The sequence below is a fragment of the Streptomyces sp. NPDC016562 genome, from assembly GCF_043076955.1.
Classification (GTDB): Bacteria; Actinomycetota; Actinomycetes; order Streptomycetales; family Streptomycetaceae; genus Streptomyces.
In genome coordinates, this window is record NZ_JBIBRZ010000002.1 from 818,513 (window position 1) to 834,807 (window position 16,295).

Sequence of the window (16,295 nt, forward strand, 5' to 3'; positions counted from 1 at the left end):
TGCCGTACAAAGGAGGCTTGTCCCCACTTCGCGGATCCGCGCATGTCCGGCCCTCGTCCGTGCTAAGCCGTCTCCGGGCTCTCCGGGCTCTCCGGGCTCTCCGGGCTCTCCGGGCTCTCCGGGCTCTCCGGACGCAGGACGTAGCCGGTGTACCCGTACTCGTGCCCGTGGCGCACCCGTACGTCGATCTCCTCGCGGACGGCGGCCAGTGCCCGGGCCATCGCGGGGCCGTCGCTCGCGGAGCCGGTGCGCACCCGCTCCGCGAGCGGGCCGTAGTACTCGGCCCAGTCGGAGTCCGGCAGGTGGTGCACGCCCAGCACCCGGTACCCGGCGGTCCGGGCGGCGGCGAGGTTGTCGGCGGTGGAGCGCAGGGGGCACTGCGGGTCCCAGAAGGCGCGCGCGCCGGCGGAGGGCTCCCCGACCGTCCACTCGCACTCGGTCAGCACGAGCGTGCCGCCCGGGGCGAGCAGGCGCTTCCACCGGGCGAGCGCGGTGTCGAAGCCGAGGATGTAGGCGGACCCCTCCGCCCACACGAGGTCGAAGGAGCCGTCGGCGAAGGCGTCCGGGTCGCCCGTGCGGGCCTCGCGCGGGAGCTCGCCCATGTCCGCCCTGACGGCGTGGACGCGGTCGGCGAGCCCGCGGGCCGCCGCAGCCGTACGGAGCTCGTCGAGGAAGGGGTCGTGCAGGTCGACGGCGATCACCTCGGCGCCACCCCCGCCCCCGCCCGCGCCCGGCCCGCCCGCCTCGGCGGCGAGCAGCAGCGCGCTGCGGCCCGGACCGCAGCCCAGATCCAGCACGCGCGGCCGCTCGGGCAGCGCACCGCACAGGGACAGCAGGTGGCGGGTGCTCGCGTCGGAGCCGGGGGCCTGCCGGGGCAGGCCGTGGTGCAGGGTGAAGAAGGCCTGCATGAAGTCATCGGAAGCGGTGTCGGTCATCGACCCACCTCTTTCCGCTCGACGCCTTCACTCGACACCTTCAGGGGCGTGTCCACCGTAACAGCCAGGCCGTTTGTGGTATCGCGCCGTGATCATCGATGATGATCGCGCCCGGGCCCGGGCCGGGGACATTTCGGCCTGTCAGGGCGCAAACGGGTGGTGAACCCCTGCTTCCGTCCATCCGATAGCCTCTGCCGACGTGCCGCCCCCCTCGGGCGCCCGTTCGCCATCCGTTACAAGGAGTGAGTTCGTCTGCCGACCGTCATCCTCACCGGCCTGCCGGTCCCCGGATCACCGCTCGCGGACGAGCTGCGCTCCCTCGGCTTCGACGTCCGCCCCGCCACCGGCCGCGAGGACGCCGCGACCGCACTGGCCGGCGTACCCGCCGACCAGCGGGTGGCCGTCGTGGACAGCGGCTTCGTCGGACACGTGCACGCACTGCGGCTCGCGCTGACCGACCCGCGCTTCGACGCCTGCGCCGTCACCGGCGCCCTCGCCGTCCAGCCGGGCGCCCGCGCGGCCCTGGACCGGGCCGTGGCCACCGCGACCGACGGCGCCGGCCCGTACGCCGACCGGCTCGCCACCGCGGTCGAGGCCGCCGGGACCGCCGTCCAGCGCCCCGAGCTGGGCACGCTCGTCGCCGCCGTCCCCGCCACCACGGCGGAGCGGGACGCGGCGAGCGCCGCCGTCGCCGCCGTGGACGACGAGGCCGTGCGCCTGCGGACGGCCGTGAAGTCCCGCGACGGGTTCTTCACCACCTTCTTCATCAGCCCGTACTCGCGCTACATCGCCCGCTGGTGCGCCCGCCGCGGCCTGACCCCGAACCAGGTCACCACCGCCTCGCTGATCACCGCGCTGGTCGCGGCCGGCTGCGCCGCCACGGGGGAGCGCTGGGGCTACGTGGCGGCCGGGGTGCTGCTCCTCGTCTCCTTCGTCCTGGACTGCACCGACGGGCAGCTCGCCCGCTACTCGCTGCAGTACTCGACGATGGGCGCCTGGCTCGACGCGACCTTCGACCGCGCGAAGGAGTACTCCTTCTACGCGGGGCTCGCCCTCGGAGCCGCCCGCAACGGCGACGACGTCTGGGCCCTGGCCGTGGGCGCCATGGTCCTCATGACCTGTCGGCACGTGGTGGACTTCTCCTTCAACGAGGCCAACCACGACGCCACCGCGAACACGAGCCCCACGGCCGCCCTCTCCGACAAGCTCGACAGCGTCGGCTGGACCGTCTGGGTCCGCCGGATGATCATCCTGCCGATCGGCGAGCGCTGGGCCATGATCGCGGTGCTGACGGCCGCGACCACCCCGCGGATCGTCTTCTACGCCCTGCTCGTCGGCTGCGCCTTCGGGGCCCTCTACACCACCGCCGGGCGGGTCCTGCGCTCCCTGACCCGCAAGGCGAAGCGAACCGACCGGGCTGCCCAGGCCCTGGCGGACCTCACCGACTCCGGACCGCTGGCCGAGCTCCAGGCCCGGCTGCTGCGCGGCCGCGCCGGGACCTTCGGGTCCGTGTACGTCGCCGCCCTCGGCACGCTCCTGCTGGTGGGGGCCGCCCTGTACCTGCCGTTCGGCGACCGGCGGCTGATCGCCGTCGCGGTGATCTACGCCATGACCGCCGGCCTCGCCGTCGCCGCCCCCCTCAAGGGCGCCCTCGACTGGCTGATCCCCCCGCTGTTCCGCGCCGCCGAATACACCACCGTGCTCGTCCTCGCCGTCAAGGCGGACGTCCCCGGAGCCCTTCCGGCGGCATTCGGCCTGATCGCGGCGGTCGCCTACCATCACTACGACACGGTGTACCGCATCCGCGGTGGCACCGGCGCGCCCCCGCACTGGCTGGTGCGGACGATCGGCGGCCACGAAGGCCGGGTCCTGCTGACCACGGTCCTCGCCGCCGTCCTGGTGGGGCGCGAAACGGACTTCCCCGTCGCGCTCGCGGTCCTGGCCGTGTTCGTGGCACTCGTGGTGCTCGTGGAGAGCATCCGCTTCTGGGTCTCCTCCGGGGCACCCGCCGTACATGACGAAGGAGAACCAGCATGATCGGCCTTGTACTCGCTGCCGGTGCCGGACGCCGCCTGCGTCCCTACACCGACACCCTGCCCAAGGCCCTCGTGCCCGTCGGTCCCGAGGGTGACGAGGAGAGCCTCACGGTTCTCGACCTGACCCTTGGCAACTTCGCCGAGGTCGGCCTGACCGAGGTCGCCGTCGTCGTCGGCTACCGCAAGGAAGCCGTCTACGAGCGCCGCGAGGCCCTGGAGGCCAAGTACGGCGTCAAGATCACGCTGATCGACAACGACAAGGCCGAGGAGTGGAACAACGCCTACTCCCTGTGGTGCGCGCGTGAGGTCCTCAAGCAGGGTGTGATCCTCGCCAACGGCGACACCGTCCACCCGGTCTCCGTCGAGAAGACCCTGCTCGCCGCCCGCGGCAACGGCCAGAAGATCATCCTCGCCCTCGACACGGTCAAGAACCTGGCCGACGAGGAGATGAAGGTCGTCGTCGACGGCGACCGGGGCGTCCAGAAGATCACCAAGCTGATGGACCCGGCCGAGGCCACCGGAGAGTACATCGGTGTGACCCTCATCGAGCCCGAGGCCGCCGAGCAGCTGGCCGAGGCGCTGAAGACCACCTTCGAGCGCGACCCCGACCTCTACTACGAGGACGGCTACCAGCAGCTCGTCAACGACGGCTTCACGATCGACGTGGCCCCCATCGGCGACGTCAAGTGGGTCGAGATCGACAACCACGACGACCTCGCCAAGGGCCGGACGATCGCATGCCAGTACTGACGAGGCTCATCCCCTCGCCCGTCGTCGTCGACATCAGCCGCGGTGCGATGGACGACCTGGCCGGCCTCCTGGCCGACCAGCGGATCTCCGCCTCCGGCAAGCTGGCCATCGCGATCAGCGGCGGCTCCGGCGTGGCGCTGCGCGCCAAGCTGGAGCCCGTCCTGCCGCACGCCGACTGGTACGCGGTGGTCGACGGCACCATCGACTCCGCGGTCAAGCTGGCCGACGACATAAAGGGCCGCCGCTACGACGCCGTCGTGGGCCTGGGCGGCGGCAAGATCATCGACGTCGCGAAGTACGCCGCGGCGCGGGTCGGGCTGCCCATGGTGGCCGTCGCCACCAACCTCTCGCACGACGGCATCTGCTCGCCGGTGTCCATCCTGGACAACGACAACGGCCGCGGTTCCTACGGCGTCCCCACCCCGATCGCCATGGTCATCGACCTCGATGTGATCAAGGACGCCCCGGTGCGGTTCATCCGCGCCGGCATCGGCGACGTGATCTCCAACATCTCGGCGATCGCCGACTGGGAGCTCTCCCACAAGATCACGGCCGAGCCCGTCGACGGCCTGGCCGCCGCCATGGCCCGTACCGCCGGCGAGTCCGTACTGCGCCACCCCGGGGGCTGCGGCGACGACGAGTTCCTCACCGTGCTCTCCGAGGCCCTGGTCCTGTCCGGGATCGCCATGTCGATCAGCGGGGACAGCCGCCCGTCCTCCGGCGCCTGCCACGAGATCAGCCACGCCTTCGACCTCCTCTACCCGGGGCGCTCCGCGCTCCACGGCGAGCAGGTCGGCATCGGCGCCGCCTTCGCGATGCACCTGCGCGGGGCCGTCGGGCAGGCCGGGCTCTTCGCCGAGGTGCTGCGCCGCCACGGCCTGCCGGTGGCGCCCGAGGAGATCGGCTTCAGCGTCGACGAGTTCGTCGCGGCCGTCGAGTACGCCCCCCAGACCCGCCCGGGACGTTTCACGATCCTGGAGCACCTCAACCTGTCCGCAGCCGAGATCAGGGACGCTTACGCCGACTATGCCAAGACCATCCGTAGCTGAACTCCGGCCCGTCGTTCACCCGGCGGGCGTCAAGGACCGGGTCAGCGGCGAGCACTGGGGCGGGCGCCTCTACATGCGCGAGATCTCCCTGCGCATCACCCGCCTCCTGGTCACCACCAAGGTCACGCCCAACCAGCTGACCTACGTGATGACCCTCGCCGGTGTCCTCGCCGCCCCCGCCCTGCTGCTGCCGGGCGTCTGGGGCGCGGTCCTCGGCGTCGTCATGGTCCAGCTGTACCTGCTGCTCGACTGCGTCGACGGCGAAGTCGCCCGCTGGAAGAAGCAGTTCTCGCTCTCCGGCGTGTACCTGGACCGGGTCGGCGCCTACCTGTGCGACGCGGCGGTGCTGGTCGGCTTCGGCCTGCGCGCCGCCGACCTGTGGGGCACCGGCCGCATCGACTGGCTGTGGGCGTTCCTGGGCACCCTCGCGGCGCTCGGCGCGATCCTGATCAAGGCCGAGACCGACCTGGTCGGCGTCGCCCGCCACCAGGCCGGCAAGCCCGTGGTCAAGGACGCGGCGGCCGAGCCGCGCTCGTCGGGCATGGCGCTCGCCCGCCGGGCCGCCGCCGCGCTGAAGTTCCACCGGCTCGTCCTCGGCATCGAGGCGTCCCTGCTCATCCTGGTGCTGGCCGTCGCGGACCAGGTCCGCGGCGACCTGTTCTACTCCCGGGTCGGCGTCGCCGTCCTCGCCGGCATCGCGCTGCTGCAGAGCGTGCTGCACCTGGTGTCGATCCTGGCCTCCAGCAGGCTCAAGTGACGGCCCCCCTGCGGCTGGGCGCCGTCATCATCACCATGGGCAACCGGCCCGACGAGCTCAAGGCGCTCCTCGACTCGGTGGCCCGCCAGGAGGGCGACCCGGTGGAGGTCGTCGTCGTGGGCCAGGGCGTACGGGTCACCGGCCTGCCCGAGGGCGTCCGTACGATCGACCTCCCCGAGAACCTGGGCATCCCCGGCGGGCGCAACGTCGGCATCGAGGCCTTCGGTCCCGGCGGCCGTGACGTGGACGTGCTGCTCTTCCTCGACGACGACGGCCTGCTGGAGCGCACCGACACCGCCGAGCTGTGCCGGCGGGCCTTCGCCGAGGACCCGGAGCTCGGCATCATCAGCTTCCGCATCGCCGACCCCGAGACCGGCGTCACCCAGCGCCGCCACGTGCCGCGGCTGCGGGCCTCGGACCCGATGCGCTCCTCGCGCGTGACCACCTTCCTGGGCGGCGCCAACGCCGTCCGCACGACGGTGTTCGAGCAGGTGGGAGCCCTGCCGGCCGAGTTCTTCTACGCGCACGAGGAGACCGACCTGGCCTGGCGGGCGCTCGACGCCGGGTGGCTGATCGACTACCGGGCGGACATGGTGCTGCTGCACCCGACCACGGCCCCCTCCCGGCACGCCGTCTACCACCGTATGGTGGCTCGTAACCGGGTGTGGCTCGCCCGCCGCAACCTGCCCGCCCCGCTGGTCCCGGCCTACCTGGGCGTCTGGCTCCTGCTGACGCTCCTGCGCAGGCCCTCGGTCCCCGCGCTCAAGGCCTGGTTCGGCGGTTTCCGGGAAGGGTGGACCACTCCCTGCGGACCGCGCCGCCCCATGAGGTGGCGTACGGTCTGGCGGTTGACCCGGCTGGGCCGACCACCTGTCATCTGACGAGCCCGCGTCTGGGAACATGGCGCGATCACGGGCCTCGCGCCACCAGCCTGATGCCCACCTGGCCGCATCTTGAAGACGAAAGTTTCAACTTGTGAGTGACACAACCCACGACGGCGCCCTCGCCACGAGCAAGCCGCCGTCCGAAGACGCGGGGCTGAGCCCCGCGGAGCTCGCCAGGAAGTACGGCCTGTCCGTCAGCGGTGCCCGGCCCGGCCTGGCCGAGTACGTGCGCCAGCTCTGGGGCCGGCGCCACTTCGTCATGGCCTTCTCGCGGGCCAAGCTGGTCGCGCAGTACAGCCAGGCGAAGCTCGGCCAGGTCTGGCAGGTGGCGACCCCACTGCTGAACGCGGCCGTCTACTGGCTGATCTTCGGCCTGATCCTCGGCGCGGGCCGGGAGATGCCCTCGGGCGTCTACGTCCCGTTCCTGATGATGGGCATCTTCGTCTTCACCTTCACCCAGAGCTCGGTGATGGCGGGTGTCCGGGCGATCTCCGGGAACCTCGGGCTGGTCCGGGCGCTGCACTTCCCGCGGGCCGCCCTGCCGGTGTCCTTCTCGCTCCAGCAGCTCCAGCAGCTGCTGTACTCGATGATCGTCGTCTTCGTGATCGCCGTCAGCTTCGGCAACTACCCGCGGCTGTCGTGGCTGCTGGTCGTCCCGACGCTGGCGCTGCAGTTCGTCTTCAACACCGGCCTCGCCATGATCTTCGCGCGGATGGGCTCCAAGACCCCCGACCTGGCGCAGCTGATGCCGTTCGTGATGCGTACGTGGATGTACGCGTCCGGGGTGATGTTCCCGATCGGGATCTACCTCAAGGACCAGCCGCAGTGGATCAGCGACGTCCTGCTGTGGAACCCGGTGGCGATCTACATGGACCTCATCCGGTTCGCGCTGATCGACGACTACGGCAGCAGCAACCTGCCCCCCCACGTCTGGCTCTTCGCCGTGGGCTGGGCCGCCGTGATCGGCCTCGGCGGCTTCGTGTACTTCTGGAAGTCTGAGGAGCGTTACGGCCGTGGCTGACAACACCCAGGGGCGCGTCCCCACCGTGATCGCGGACGACGTCCACATCGTCTACCGGGTCAACACCGGCAGTTCCGGCAAGGGCGCGGCCACCGCCGCCCTCAGCAAGATCCTGCGCCGGGGCAAGGGCGAGTCCGCGGGCGTCCGCAGGGTCCACGCCGTGCGCGGGGTCTCCTTCACGGCGTACCGCGGCGAGGCGATCGGCCTCATCGGCTCCAACGGCTCCGGCAAGTCGACCCTGCTGCGCGCCATCGCGGGGCTGCTGCCCTGTGAGGCGGGCAAGGTCTACACCGACGGCCAGCCCTCGCTGCTCGGCGTCAACGCGGCGCTGATGAACGACCTGACCGGTGAGCGCAACATCGTCCTCGGCGGTCTCGCGATGGGCATGAGCCGCGAGCAGATCAAGGAGCGCTACCAGGACATCGTCGACTTCTCGGGCATCAACGAGAAGGGCGACTTCATCTCGCTGCCGATGCGCACCTACTCCTCCGGCATGGCGGCGCGCCTGCGCTTCTCCATCGCGGCGGCGAAGGACCACGACGTCCTGATGATCGACGAGGCCCTGGCCACGGGTGACCGCAGCTTCCAGGTGCGTTCGGAGAACCGCATCCGCGAACTGCGGGAGAAGGCCGGTACGGTCTTCCTCGTCAGCCACAACAACAAGTCCATCCGCGACACCTGTGACCGGGTGCTGTGGCTGGAAAAGGGCGAGCTCCTGATGGACGGGCCGACCGAGGAGGTCGTCTCGGCCTACGAGAAGGCCTCCAACGGCTGACCTCCGGGTCGCGCGGCGCCCTCGGGCGCCTCTTCCGCAGGCCCCTGCCGCTCCAGAGCGGCGGGGGCCTGAAGCGTGCGCGGTGGTGACGCGGCGACATTCGCTCGCGCACCGAATACCCCAGCGGCCCCGGCGGCGTTGTACAGCGTAAGCTGAAGCGGTCCTTAATCGCGCCAAGAGGGGACGATTCCCCGCAGGTGAACGGCCCTGGGACAGCTTATGAAAAACCAGGGCGGCGTGTCCGAAATGGGATGTATTGGGTCGGCAGTGTAGAACGGGAGATGTGACGGCAATGGCTACGGGAATTCTCCGGCCCCCAGGCACGACGGCCGTCCCCGCCCCGGGCGGCGGGCGGTGACCCCGGGGCGCGGCATCCCACCCCTGTCCGACACCGTCCCCGCGGCCGGCCCCGGTCCCGGGGGCGACTCCGTGCATGGCGCCGACCCCCACCGCGCGGCCGACTCCGTCCACGTGCGCGCCACCCTCGGCAAGGCCGCCGCCGAGAACTTCCCCGTCGCCCCCGCCTTCCTGCCCCGCGCCTGGCGCGACGGGCTCATGGCCGTCTACGGGTACGCCCGCCTCGTCGACGACATCGGCGACGGCGACCTCGCCCCCGGCGGACGCGACGCCGTGCTCCTCGGGCTGGACCCGGCCGCCGTCGACGACCGGCTCGCCCTGCTCGACGCCTTCGAGGCCGACCTGCACCGGGTGTTCGGCGGGACCGACGGTCCCCCGCGCCACCCGCTGCTGCTCGCCCTGCGGCCCGTGGTCCGCGCCCACGGCCTCACCCCGGAGCCGTTCCTCGGGCTCATCGAGGCCAACCGGCAGGACCAGCGGGTCGCCCGCTACGAGACCTACGGCGACCTGCTCGCCTACTGCGAGCTCTCCGCGAACCCGGTCGGCCGCCTGGTGCTCGCCCTCACCGGCACCAGCACCCCCGAACGGATCCGCCGCTCCGACGCCGTCTGCACCGCCCTGCAGATCGCCGAGCACCTCCAGGACGTCGCCGAGGACCTCGGCCGCGACCGGATCTACCTGCCCGCCGAGGACATGCGGCGCTTCCACGTGGCCGAGGCCGACCTGGCCGCCCCCTCCGCCGGCGCGTCCGTACGCTCCCTGATCGCGTTCGAGACCGAGCGCGCACGCGAGCTCCTGAACGAAGGCACCCCGCTCGTGGGCAGCGTGAGCGGCAGGCTCCGGCTGCTGCTCGCCGGCTTCGTGGGAGGGGGACGTGCGGCCCTGCGCGCCGTCACCGCCGCCGGTTTCGACGTACTGCCCGGCCCGCCCAAGCCCACCAAGAGCGGCCTGCTCCGCGAGGTGGCCGCCGTCCTGCGCACAGCGCCGAGAAAGGGGTGAGCCCGACCGTGGAGGGCCCCACACACGCGTCCGCACCCGTCCTTGCGGCGTACAGCTACTGCGAGGCCGTCACCGGTTCGCAGGCGCGCAACTTCGCGTACGGAATCCGGCTGCTGCCCACCGACAAGCGGCAGGCGATGTCCGCGCTGTACGCCTTCTCCCGGCGCGTCGACGACATCGGCGACGGCACGCTGCCCCCCGAGGCGAAGCTGGTCCGGCTGGAGGAGACCCGCGCCGTGCTCGGCCGGATCCGGGCCGGGGAGATCGACGAGGACGACACCGACCCGGTCGCCGTCGCACTCGCCCACGCCGCCCGCCGCTTCCCGATCCCGCTCGGCGGGCTCGACGAGCTCATCGACGGCGTCCTGATGGACGTCCGCGGCGAGACCTACGAGACCTGGGACGACCTCAAGACCTACTGCCGCTGCGTCGCCGGAGCCATCGGGCGGCTCTCGCTGGGCGTGTTCGGCACGGTCAACGCCGGGGGTCTGGGCGCGCCCGAGGCCGCACGCGCCGGGGAGTACGCCGACACCCTCGGCCTCGCCCTGCAACTGACCAACATCCTGCGGGACGTTCGCGAGGACGCGGCCAACGGCCGCACCTACCTGCCCGCCGAGGACCTCGCCAAGTTCGGCTGCTCGGAAGGCTTCCACGGCGACCGCGCCCCCGCCGGCGCCGACTTCGCCGGTCTCGTGCACCACGAAGTGCGCCGCGCCCGCGCCCTGTTCGCCGAGGGCTACCGGCTGCTGCCCCTGCTCGACCGGCGCAGCGGCGCCTGCGTGGCCGCCATGGCGGGCATCTACCGGCGCCTCCTCGACCGCATCGAGCGGGAGCCCGAGGCGGTGCTGCGCGGCCGCGTCTCGCTGCCGCCGCACGAGAAGGCGTACGTCGCCGTGCGCGGCCTCTCCGGCCTGGACGCGCGGACCATCTCCCGCCAGAGCACCCGGAGGCGAAGCTGATGCCCCCGACCCGCCGCGAGCACCGGGGCCGCACCCGGGCAACCACCGCGCGGGCGGCCGCGTCTCCCCCCGGGGGCCTCGCCGCACGCACCGCACGCGCCGGGGCCGGCCCGGACGGCGGCCGCATCACGGGGGAGGGCGCATGACCGGCAGCGACCAGCACGCCGTCGTCGTGGGCGGCGGCCTCGCCGGAGTCACCACCGCCCTCGAACTCGCCGACGCGGGGCTGCGCGTCACCCTGCTGGAGGGCCGCCCCCGGCTCGGCGGGCTCGCCTTCTCCTTCAAGCGCGGCGACCTCACCGTCGACAACGGCCAGCACGTCTACCTGCGGTGCTGCACCGCCTACCGGTGGTTCCTCGACCGCGTCGACGGCGCCGCCCTCGCCCCGCTCCAGGACCGGCTCGACGTACCCGTGCTCGACGTCGCCCACCCCGGCGGCCCGCGCCTGGGCCGGCTGCGGCGCAGCGCTCTGCCCGTGCCCCTGCACCTGGCCGGGTCGCTGGCCCGCTACCCGCACCTCTCCCTCGCCGAGCGCGCGAGCGTCGGCCGCGCCGCCCTCGCGCTGCGCCGCCTGGACCCCGCCGACCCGGCGCTGGACGGCGTGGACTTCGCGACCTGGCTCGGCCGCTACGGCCAGTCCGCCCGTACCATCGAGGCCCTGTGGGACCTCGTCGGCGTCGCCACCCTCAACGCCACCGCCGAGCAGTCCTCGCTGGGCCTGGCCGCCATGGTCTTCAAGACCGGGCTGCTCTCCGAGAACGGCGCCGCCGACATCGGCTGGGCCCGCGTCCCGCTGGGCGACCTGCACGACACCCTCGCCCGCAAGGCCCTCGACGCGGCCGGCGTGCGCACCGAACTGCGCACCCGCGTCACGTCCCTGACCCGCACCCCCGAAGGCGCCTGGCGGGTGGACACCGAGGACGAGAGCCTGGAGGCGGGCACCGTCGTCCTCGCCGTGCCGCAGCGCGAGGCGCACGGACTGCTGCCGGCCGGGGCGCTGGCCGACCCCGACAAGCTCCTCGACATCGGCACCGCGCCGATCCTCAACGTCCACGTCGTCTACGACCGCAAGGTGCTCAAGCAGCCCTTCTTCGCCGCCCTCGGCTCCCCGGTGCAATGGGTGTTCGACCGCACCGACTCCTCCGGACTGCCCGACGGCGGCCAGTACCTGGCGCTGTCCCAGTCCGTCGCCCAGGACGACATCGACGAGCCCGTCTCGGTCCTGCGCGCCAAGTACCTGCCCGAGCTGGAGCGGCTGCTGCCCGCGGCGCGCGGCGCCAAGGCACGGGACTTCTTCGTCACCCGGGAGCGGACGGCCACCTTCGCCCCCACCCCCGGCGTCGGCCGGCTGCGCCCCGGCGCGCGGACCGACACGCCGGGGCTCTACTTGGCCGGTGCGTGGACTGCCACCGGTTGGCCCGCGACCATGGAGAGCGCCGTCCGGAGCGGACTGAGCGCGGCGCACGCCGCACTCGCCGCGCTCGGCCGCCCCCGCGTCCACCCTCTGCAGGAGGCGGCATGACGACCATCAGCACGACCGCAGCACGTACAGGAACAAGAGGAGAGCCAGTGAACCCGGGGAATCCGGCTGTCGAGAACTCGGATGCCGGTGTGGGCACCGCCGGAGCGGGCGTGGAGAAGGCGGACACGATCGCCCTCCTGGAACGCGGCCGCACGCTGTCGACCCCCGCCCTGCGCGCCGCTGTCGACCGCCTCGCCTCGCCCATGGACACCGTCGCCGCCTACCACTTCGGCTGGATCGACGCCCAGGGCAACATCGCCGACGGCGACGGCGGCAAGGCCGTGCGCCCCGCCCTCGCGCTGCTCTCCGCCGAAGCCGCCGGCGCCGCCGCCGAGGTCGGCATCCCGGGCGCCGTCGCGGTCGAGCTCGTCCACAACTTCTCGCTGCTCCACGACGACCTGATGGACGGCGACGAGCAGCGCCGCCACCGCGACACGGTGTGGAAGGTGCACGGACCGGCCCTCGCGATCCTCGTCGGCGACGCCCTCTTCGCCCTCGCCAACGAGGTCCTGCTGGAGCTCGGCACCGTGGAGGCCGGACGCGCGACGCGCCGGCTGACCACGGCCAGCCGCAAGCTCATCGACGGACAGGCCCAGGACATCTCCTACGAGCACCGCGAGCGCGTCAGCGTCGAGGAGTGCCTGGAGATGGAGGGCAACAAGACGGGCGCGCTGCTCGCCTGCGCGGTCTCCATCGGCGCGGTGCTCGGCGGCGCGGACGACCGTACGGCCGACAAGCTGGAGGAGTACGGCTACCACCTCGGCCTCGCCTTCCAGGCCGTCGACGACCTGCTCGGCATCTGGGGCGACCCGGAGGCCACCGGCAAGCAGACCTGGAGCGACCTGCGCCAGCGCAAGAAGTCACTGCCGGTCGTCGCCGCGCTCGCGGCCGGCGGGGAGGCCTCCGAGCAGCTCGGAGAGCTCCTCGCGGCCGACGCCAAGAGCAGCGACTTCGAGAACTTCTCGGAGGAGGAGTTCGCCGCCCGGGCGGCGCTCATCGAGGCGGCCGGCGGCCGCCAGTGGACCGCCGACGAGGCACGGCGCCAGCACGCGATCGCGATCAGGGCCCTGGACGGCGTCGACATGCCGCAGCGCGTGCGCGACCAGCTCGTGGCCCTCGCCGACTTCGTCGTCGTGCGCAAGAGGTGACCGCCACCCGACAGCGGATATGACTCGCGAGTCGCCGGCCGGCGCCGCCGCCTGAGAGCGGCGCGCACCGGCCGACGGCAGACCCCAGCACAGCACAGGCCACTGTTCTAAGGGGAAGCCATGACAGCGACGACCGACGGCAGCGCGGATGGCGCTGGCGCTGGCAGCGAATCCACCCCGGGCGTTCCGCCGCCCGGTCCCTCACGCCGCGGTGCCCACCCGGGCCCGGCCCCGGCGGTGGGCTCCGGCCCCGGCTTCGCGGCCCGGCAGGCCCCGGTGGCCGAGTACGGCCTCGCGGCCCCGCCCGGCGGCGCGGCAGCGGCGCGGGCGGCCCGTCCGGCGGCCGACCTGACCGCGGAGCCGGGATCCCCGGCCTCGCCCGCCCCTGCCGGGACCGGCAGGGCCGAGCCCCCGGCGGGACGACTCCGGCACGACGGACGCCCCGGACCCGTCCGGGAGTCCGGCCCGCCCGACGAGCGCGGACCCGGCGCGGAGCGGGCCACCGCGGACCTGCCCGGAGCCCCGCGCGGCCACGGGCCGGACCGGGTCCAGGAGGCCGCCGCGCGCGCCACGCGGCACCTGCTGGAGCGCCAGGACCCCGAGGGCTGGTGGAAGGGCACCCTGGAGACCAACGTCACCATGGACGCCGAGGACCTGCTGCTGCGGCAGTTCCTCGGCATCCGGGACGAGGCCACCACCCGCGCCGCCGCCCTCTTCATCCGCGGCGAACAGCGCGAGGACGGCACCTGGGCCACCTTCCACGGCGGGCCGCCCGAACTGTCCGCCACCATCGAGGCGTACGTGGCGCTGCGCCTCGCGGGCGACCGCCCCGACGCCCCGCACATGTCCCGCGCCTCGGCCTGGATCCGCGCCCACGGCGGCATCGCCGCCGCCCGCGTCTTCACCCGGATCTGGCTGGCCCTCTTCGGCTGGTGGAGCTGGGACCACCTGCCCGAGATCCCGCCCGAGCTGGTGTTCCTGCCGCCCTGGGTGCCCCTGAACATCTACGACTTCGGCTGCTGGGCCCGCCAGACCATCGTCCCGCTCACCGTCGTGTCCGCCCTGCGCCCCGTCCGCCCCGCCCCCTTCGCCCTGGACGAGCTGCACGCCGACGCGCGCACGCCGTACCCGGCCCGGCGGCCGGCCCCGCTGACCACCTGGGACGGGGCCTTCCAGCGGATGGACAAGGCCCTCCACGTCTACCGGCGGTTCGCCCCGCGCCGGCTGCGCAAGGCGGCGATGGCCACCGCCGCCCGCTGGATCGTCGAACGCCAGGAGAACGACGGCTGCTGGGGCGGGATCCAGCCGCCCGCCGTGTACTCCATCATCGCCCTGCACCTGCTCGGCTACGACCTGCGGCACCCGGTGATGCGCGCCGGACTGGAGTCCCTGGACCGGTTCGCGGTGTGGCGCGAGGACGGCGCCCGGATGATCGAGGCCTGCCAGTCCCCGGTCTGGGACACCTGCCTGGCCGCCATCGCCCTGGCCGACGCGGGCCTGCGCCCCGACCACCCGGCGCTGGTCAAGGCCGCCGACTGGATGCTCGGCGAGGAGATCCAGCGCAGCGGGGACTGGGCGGTGCGCCGGCCCGGGCTCGCCCCCGGCGGGTGGGCGTTCGAGTTCCACAACGACACCTACCCCGACATCGACGACACGGCCGAGGTCGTCCTCGCCCTGCGCCGGATCAGGCACCCCGACCCGGTCCGCGTGGAGGCGGCCATCGCCCGCGGGGTGTCCTGGAACCTCGGCATGCAGTCGAAGAACGGGGCCTGGGGCGCCTTCGACGCCGACAACACCAGCCCCCTGCCGAACAAGCTGCCCTTCTGCGACTTCGGCGAGGTCATCGACCCGCCCTCCGCCGACGTCACCGCCCACGTGGTGGAGATGCTCGCCTTCGAGGGCCGGGCGGGCGACGCCCGCACCCGGCGCGGAATCGCCTGGCTGCTCGCCGAACAGGAGCCGTGCGGCGCCTGGTTCGGGCGCTGGGGCACCAACTACGTCTACGGCACCGGGTCGGTGGTACCGGCGCTCACCGCCGCCGGCCTGGCCCCCGGGCATCCCGCGATCCGGCGTGCCGTGCGCTGGCTGGAATCCGTACAGAACGAGGACGGCGGCTGGGGCGAGGACCAGCGCTCCTACAAGGACCCGTCCTGGGCGGGGAAGGGCGCCTCCACCGCCTCGCAGACCGCGTGGGCGCTGATGGCCCTGCTGTCAGCCGGGGAGCGGGAGGGAGCGGCCGTCGAGCGGGGCATCGCGTATCTGGTGGAAACGCAGCAGGAGGACGGTTCCTGGGACGAGCCGTACTTCACGGGCACCGGGTTCCCCTGGGACTTCTCCATCAACTACCACCTGTACCGGCAGGTGTTCCCGCTGACCGCGCTCGGCCGCTACCTGTACGGGGAACCGTTCACCGCCGCCGGGGGAGCGTGATGTCCGCCGCCAGGGGGGACCGGGCCCGGGCGGCGCCGGAACAGAACCCCGACCCGTTACTGGTCGCCTGCGCCCTGCGGATCGAGCGCCTCGCGCTGCGCGGCGCCGGACGGGGCGCCCCGCAGGCGTACGCCCTGCTGCGGACCGGGATGGGCCCGCGCGCGGCCGAGCGGGCCGTCGGCCGCGCGCTGGAGGCGCCGGGCATGGAACGGGCCGCCGTCCTCGCCACCGGATTCTGCGCCGGGCTGGTCCCCGGCATGCACCCCGGCGACCTGGTCGTCGCCGAGGAGGCCCGCGACCGGGAGGGGGCCGTCGGCTGCACCGGAACCGCCCTGCTCGCCGAGGCACTGGCCCGGGCCGCACCCGGCCGGACCGTGCACCGCGGCGCCCTGACCGGATCCGACCACGTCGTCCGCGGCCAGGAGCGCGCGCAGCTGCGCGCCACCGGAGCCATCGCGGTCGACATGGAGTCCGTGGCCACCCTGCGGACCGCGACGCGGGGCGGCAGCCGTCCGGTTGCGGCCGTCCGGGTGATCGTGGACGCTCCGGAGCACGAGCTCGTCCGTATCGGCACGGTGCGCGGGGGAATATCGGCCTTCCGTGTCCTGCGTGCCGTACTGCCCGCGTTTTATGACTGGCACCGTTCTTTGCTGCTCCCCAGGAGGTGAGCCAG

Annotated in this window: 13 protein-coding genes and 1 pseudogene; 13 read left to right on the top strand and 1 reads right to left on the bottom strand. The window is 73.2% G+C overall.

The features are described from left to right. Positions 1-95: 95 nt before the first annotated feature. Positions 96-935: pseudogene (locus ACF059_RS11495) on the bottom strand (SAM-dependent methyltransferase); the annotation flags it as partial. A 252-nt stretch (positions 936-1,187) separates the two neighbouring features. Here ACF059_RS11495 and ACF059_RS11500 point away from each other — a divergent pair. The 13 genes from ACF059_RS11500 (at position 1,188) to ACF059_RS11560 (ending at position 16,290) form a co-directional block, all read left to right on the top strand. Then, entirely contained in the window at positions 1,188-2,972 is a 1,785-nt protein-coding gene (locus ACF059_RS11500) for a DUF5941 domain-containing protein (RefSeq protein WP_392056617.1), read from the top strand. Further along, positions 2,969-3,721, top strand: a complete 753-nt coding sequence (locus tag ACF059_RS11505; protein WP_392054712.1) for a sugar phosphate nucleotidyltransferase — start codon at positions 2,969-2,971, stop codon at positions 3,719-3,721. The genes ACF059_RS11500 and ACF059_RS11505 overlap by 4 nt, the downstream gene beginning before the upstream one ends. Beyond that, positions 3,709-4,770: an iron-containing alcohol dehydrogenase family protein gene (locus tag ACF059_RS11510; RefSeq protein ID WP_392054715.1), complete on the top strand. Its 1,062-nt coding sequence runs from the start codon at positions 3,709-3,711 to the stop codon at positions 4,768-4,770. The genes ACF059_RS11505 and ACF059_RS11510 overlap by 13 nt, the downstream gene beginning before the upstream one ends. Beyond that, positions 4,748-5,527: a CDP-alcohol phosphatidyltransferase family protein gene (locus ACF059_RS11515; RefSeq protein ID WP_361950477.1), complete on the top strand. Its 780-nt coding sequence runs from the start codon at positions 4,748-4,750 to the stop codon at positions 5,525-5,527. Before ACF059_RS11510 ends, ACF059_RS11515 begins: the two co-directional genes overlap by 23 nt. A 35-nt stretch (positions 5,528-5,562) precedes the next feature. After that, positions 5,563-6,408 carry a glycosyltransferase family 2 protein gene (locus ACF059_RS11520; RefSeq protein ID WP_392056620.1) on the top strand — a complete coding sequence of 282 codons (846 nt, stop codon included), beginning with the start codon at positions 5,563-5,565 and terminating at the stop codon, positions 6,406-6,408. A gap of 94 nt (positions 6,409-6,502) precedes the next feature. Beyond that, positions 6,503-7,432, top strand: coding sequence for an ABC transporter permease (locus ACF059_RS11525; protein ID WP_366863969.1), 930 nt, complete (start codon positions 6,503-6,505; stop codon positions 7,430-7,432). Beyond that, positions 7,425-8,207 carry an ABC transporter ATP-binding protein gene (locus ACF059_RS11530; RefSeq protein WP_360888944.1) on the top strand — a complete coding sequence of 261 codons (783 nt, stop codon included), beginning with the start codon at positions 7,425-7,427 and terminating at the stop codon, positions 8,205-8,207. Before ACF059_RS11525 ends, ACF059_RS11530 begins: the two co-directional genes overlap by 8 nt. Before the next feature lie 429 nt (positions 8,208-8,636). Next, entirely contained in the window at positions 8,637-9,563 is a 927-nt protein-coding gene (gene hpnC / locus ACF059_RS11535; protein ID WP_392054718.1) for a squalene synthase HpnC, read from the top strand. Next, complete coding sequence (gene hpnD, locus ACF059_RS11540) at positions 9,560-10,522, top strand: presqualene diphosphate synthase HpnD (RefSeq protein WP_392054721.1); 963 nt, start codon at positions 9,560-9,562, stop codon at positions 10,520-10,522. Before hpnC ends, hpnD begins: the two co-directional genes overlap by 4 nt. A 142-nt stretch (positions 10,523-10,664) precedes the next feature. Then, positions 10,665-12,044, top strand: coding sequence for a hydroxysqualene dehydroxylase HpnE (hpnE, locus tag ACF059_RS11545; RefSeq protein ID WP_392054724.1), 1,380 nt, complete (start codon positions 10,665-10,667; stop codon positions 12,042-12,044). Beyond that, on the top strand, positions 12,041-13,192 hold the full coding sequence (locus tag ACF059_RS11550) for a polyprenyl synthetase family protein (protein ID WP_366863967.1): 1,152 nt from the start codon (positions 12,041-12,043) through the stop codon (positions 13,190-13,192). Before hpnE ends, ACF059_RS11550 begins: the two co-directional genes overlap by 4 nt. A 348-nt stretch (positions 13,193-13,540) precedes the next feature. Beyond that, positions 13,541-15,622 carry a squalene--hopene cyclase gene (gene shc, locus ACF059_RS11555; protein ID WP_392056622.1) on the top strand — a complete coding sequence of 694 codons (2,082 nt, stop codon included), beginning with the start codon at positions 13,541-13,543 and terminating at the stop codon, positions 15,620-15,622. Further along, positions 15,622-16,290: a 1-hydroxy-2-methyl-2-butenyl 4-diphosphate reductase gene (locus ACF059_RS11560; RefSeq protein WP_392054727.1), complete on the top strand. Its 669-nt coding sequence runs from the start codon at positions 15,622-15,624 to the stop codon at positions 16,288-16,290. Before shc ends, ACF059_RS11560 begins: the two co-directional genes overlap by 1 nt. Positions 16,291-16,295 lie beyond the last annotated feature (5 nt).